The 3,551-nt window shown below is 53.2% G+C and carries 3 protein-coding genes and 1 pseudogene; all 4 read right to left on the reverse strand.

The features are described 5' to 3' along the window. Nucleotides 1–198 precede the first annotated feature (198 nt). Nucleotides 199–501 (reverse strand): annotated as a pseudogene (locus tag Q1B15_RS00610) (DDE-type integrase/transposase/recombinase); the annotation flags it as partial. A 429-nt stretch (nt 502–930) separates the two neighbouring features. Beyond that, nucleotides 931–1,356, reverse strand: a complete 426-nt coding sequence (queF, locus tag Q1B15_RS00615) for a preQ(1) synthase (protein ID WP_299748601.1) — start codon at nt 1,354–1,356, stop codon at nt 931–933. A 12-nt stretch (nt 1,357–1,368) separates the two neighbouring features. Further along, nucleotides 1,369–1,896: a universal stress protein gene (locus Q1B15_RS00620; protein WP_299748604.1), complete on the reverse strand. Its 528-nt coding sequence runs from the start codon at nt 1,894–1,896 to the stop codon at nt 1,369–1,371. Beyond that, nucleotides 1,868–3,235 carry a cyclopropane-fatty-acyl-phospholipid synthase family protein gene (locus Q1B15_RS00625; protein WP_299748607.1) on the reverse strand — a complete coding sequence of 456 codons (1,368 nt, stop codon included), beginning with the start codon at nt 3,233–3,235 and terminating at the stop codon, nt 1,868–1,870. The genes Q1B15_RS00620 and Q1B15_RS00625 overlap by 29 nt, the downstream gene beginning before the upstream one ends. Nucleotides 3,236–3,551 lie beyond the last annotated feature (316 nt).

Raw genomic sequence — 3,551 nt, forward strand, 5'->3', positions numbered from 1 at the left:
CAACAGCCCAACCCGGCGTTGCTAGCCTTGCTTGCTCTCGCTTCGTCCGTCACGCACGGCGCGTAAGCGCCCTTATGTTAACCGGGATCGGTAAGCGCAGTTAGGTGCTCTCGGACGCATGAGAACTGGTCTCAGTTCGCCGCCGAATGCCGGAACTTATGCCGAACAAATTTGGCGCCACTCGGAGAGAGCAGCGGCTCAGTTGGCCTTGAAATTGTCGCGTGTGTAGAGCGCGCGCTCCTGGTTGAAATGGTTGTAGACGGAGGCATGAACGGCGGCGAATTTCTGCAAACGTCGCACGCTGCAGAACCGTTGCATGGCGCGCTCTCGTCGTCGAAACGGTCCCTTTTCATGGTTTGCAAGCAAACCACTGTCAGGCAGCGAGTGCGCGTTCTCGGCCCGATTATTTTCCCAGCGGCCCGTGTCCTGCCGGTTGGCGTTGCCAACGACTTTCATCGCAGCGCCGTAGGATCGAAGTTTGTCGGTCACCAGTGTATGAGGGGTGTTGTCACATTAACTCAGTTATCGGCAGATTTCGTCTTCTTGATGGAACTTGAAATCTCGTAAGTCGTTGAAATCCAGTAAAACGTATTTTCAAAAAATTCGATATTTCGACTTAGAAAAGTTAATGTGACAACGTCCTCCTGCGCCCGAAAGCATGATGCCGATAGACCAAAAGCCGACCATGCATTAACTTTGAAACTGGACCACCCGATGGGGGCACTCCGGGCGGGAAGCGGAACTTCGCTGCAGGTGCAAATGAACAGCACCACCACCTAAAAGCGGACATTTAAGCAGATGATGAAATTTCATTTGGACGACGTTTTTGTAAAGATTGATGGTTGAACGACCCTGTTAAAGAGTTCTGCTCTTTGCCTCATGCAATAGCAATAAGAGATGAGGGAAGGGTGTGTTTCAGGCCCTTCGCCTTTATCCTCTGCCGCGGTAGGGCGGCACGCCTTGGTCCGGAATCCACACACCTTCCGGCATCGCCCCTGTTTGCCAGAAAACATCAATCGGGATGCCACCCCGCGGATACCAGTAGCCACCGATCCGCAGCCATTGCGGGTTCAGAAAGTCGACCAGGCGCCGTGCAATCGAGATCGTGCAATCCTCGTGGAATGCGCCGTGGTTGCGAAATGACCCGAGGAAAAGCTTGAGCGATTTGGACTCGACCAGAAATTCTCCCGGCACATAGTCGATGACCAGATGTGCGAAATCAGGTTGACCTGTCATCGGGCACAGCGATGTGAACTCGGGAGCGGTGAAACGCACGCAATAGGCTACATCCGCTTTTGGATTCGATACGCGCTCTAACACCGCGTCTTCGGGGGTCGCCGCGTCGTTCGGGAACACGGAACGTCAGAATTACCTTACTGCTGCAACACTGCAGTCCGCGTGATGCAAAACTTTTTGCGACACACTGCCCAATACGGTGCTTTTGAGAATTCCAAGTCCGCGCGATCCAATGACGATCATGTCGACCTTGAATTCCTCTGCAGCCTGCAGGATTTCATCGGCATAATCGCCTTTACGCACTGAGGTCTTGATATTTTTTGCACCCTTTTCAGTGCAACGTGCCTTCGCTCTGGCGACGATCTGTTCGCCGAGAACTGAAATGATCCTCGCGGACCTAGGGTCTGCCGCATCGCCCCGCAGTACTTCAGGATAGGTTCCTGTCACGTACTCAATACCCGGAGAGACAACTGCTTGCACTTCTTTGACGAGATGTTCCACCTCGGCCATGTGCACCAGCTCTGCGGCTGGACGACCGTGCATCAAGACATGCACGATAAACAGTTCTGCGTCCAATTTGCCTGCCAATTCGGCTGCAATGTCGATGGCCCGTTGCGCGGTCAACGACCCATCAACGGCCAGAAGGATTTTTTTGATCATTGTCTTGCTCCTTGCGAGGGATAAAAAGTAAATCTTTTGTTCCGCTAGGACGAATTGCGCTACCATCATCCAAGACAAGCGCCGGGCGTTTTGCACCGTTTGCCGAAGTTGTCGCCTCCAAATCCGATTGGCCATAAAGATAGTCTCGGGTCAGCGGGACGGCATCGATACTTCGTGACAGCTGGAACTGGAAAACCGCCTGTGGGCCATTGCGAAAGGTTTGCTCACACGCAGCAAGATAGAAGCGCCACATCCGGACAAAGCGATCATCATACATCGCCACTACCTGATCTTCATTCTGTCGAAAGCGATCGTACCAGTGCCTCAACGTATAGGCATAGTGCAGGCGCCAACATTCGATGTCCGTTGCCCACAGTCGGGCTTTTTCGACGGCGCTCATGGCTTCCGAAACGGTCGGGATATAGCCACCCGGAAAGATATATTTGGCCATCCACGGGTTCGTGCCCGTCGCAGGGGCCGTCCAGCCAATGGTGTGGATCAACGCAATGCCGTCTGGAGAGAGCCGGTCCCGGATTGTCTGGAAATAATCATTAAAGTGACGCAGTCCCACATGTTCGAACATCCCGACTGAGACAATCCTGTCGAAAGTGCCTTCAACATGACGGTAGTCGCAGAGCCGGAAGTCGATCCTGTCCGCCAGACCTTCGCGTTCTGCGCGCTGCGTTGCGTAGGCATGCTGTTCTTGAGATAGTGTAATGCCGACAACGCGGGCACCAAAGTCCTTTGCCAGCATCAACGCCATTCCGCCCCAGCCGCATCCGATATCCAGAGCAGACATGCCCGGTTCGATCATCAGTTTTCGGGCAATATGTTCCTTTTTGTGCGCCTGCGCCTGATCCAGTGTCTCAGTCGGGTCTTTGAAATAGCCGCACGAATACTGCCGGTCATCATCTAGAAACAAGTCATATAGCTGCCCTGAAAGGTCATAATGGTGGGCCACGTTGCCACGCGCGCGTTCTATGACGTTGTTTTGCGCCAGCCACCGAAGGGCGGCGCGGGATTTCAGTAGTGGCTTTTGCCACCAGACCCGATTTCCTGAAGCACGCTGAACATTCCGAACGATCAACGCCAGAAATGCTTGTAAATCATCCCCATCAATCGTCAGCGCCCCACTCATATAGGCTTCGCCCAACGCCATCTCTGGGTTCAATGCCAGATGTCTGACGGTTGAGGCGTCGTACAGCCGAACTGTTATTGGATCGCCATTCTGGTTGCCGTATCGATAATTGCGGCCCGACGGCATGACGACGTGCAAAGTGCCGTCGCGCAAGATCGACTTCAGCATCCTGTCGAGTGCGTTCTCTGAAAACTGGATCATCAGGTCACTCCTTGTGCTAGGTACATTCATCCCGATCTGTTCAGATAGCAGCGAAAATCGTATGGTGTGTTGCCAGATCATTCTCAAAAAGCGACGGGTCGCGTGGATCAACCAGGACGATGCCACTTGTTCGACCAAGTCTTGCGCATGAAACAAAAGCCGTATTGACATTAATCAATTGGCGTAAGGTTTTTACGCAAAAATCTGGTTGGACGGACGGTGCCGCCACGGGGGACCCACAAATCAGCATGAATTCCGGCGTCACAACAAATACTTAGTTCGCCCTGAATAACTCCTATCAGGCTGATTTTGTTTG

Origin of the sequence: uncultured Boseongicola sp. (assembly GCF_937988555.1) — a bacterium.
Taxonomy (GTDB): Bacteria; Pseudomonadota; Alphaproteobacteria; order Rhodobacterales; family Rhodobacteraceae; genus Boseongicola.

Bases quoted from the DNA above. Each gene is read 5' to 3' on its own strand.
- Q1B15_RS00625 (WP_299748607.1), bottom strand. From the start codon at position 3,235: ATGATCCAGTTTTCAGAGAACGCACTCGACAGGATGCTGAAGTCGATC.
- Q1B15_RS00620 (WP_299748604.1), bottom strand. From the start codon at position 1,896: ATGATCAAAAAAATCCTTCTGGCCGTTGATGGGTCGTTGACCGCGCAA.